This is a genomic window from Methylobacterium frigidaeris (assembly GCF_022179185.1).
In the GTDB taxonomy this organism is placed as follows: Bacteria; Pseudomonadota; Alphaproteobacteria; order Rhizobiales; family Beijerinckiaceae; genus Methylobacterium; species Methylobacterium frigidaeris.
In genome coordinates this window covers 1-247 of record NZ_BPQJ01000299.1, presented here as the reverse complement: position 1 = coordinate 247, position 247 = coordinate 1, and the positions used below count along the sequence as shown (strand labels likewise).

The following is a 247-nucleotide window of genomic DNA, read 5'->3' as shown; positions in this document are numbered from 1 at the left end:
CACGTCGCAGCCGTATGACGGAGGTGGCGTTCAGCAACGGTGGGGCACATCTGCTCACTATCGATGGCGATGGCATCGTCTACGGCTGCGATCTTGCCACCGGGTCGGAGCTGCACCGGTTCTTTCCAGGCGAGTGCCGCTCTATCGCTTTCAGCGCTGACGGGTCTCGCCTCTTCACCGGACTGGAAGACGGCGCCGTTACGACCTGGGAGACATCCACCGGGGCCAGGCTCAATGAGTATCAGGC

General features: G+C 62.8%; 1 protein-coding gene. It reads left to right on the top strand.

Going from position 1 to position 247, the window contains the following annotated elements; genetic code table 11:
* Window positions 1-14: 14 nt before the first annotated feature.
* On the top strand, window positions 15-247 hold a 233-nt coding region (locus MFF64_RS37220), incomplete at its 3' end, for a WD40 repeat domain-containing protein (protein WP_238194091.1).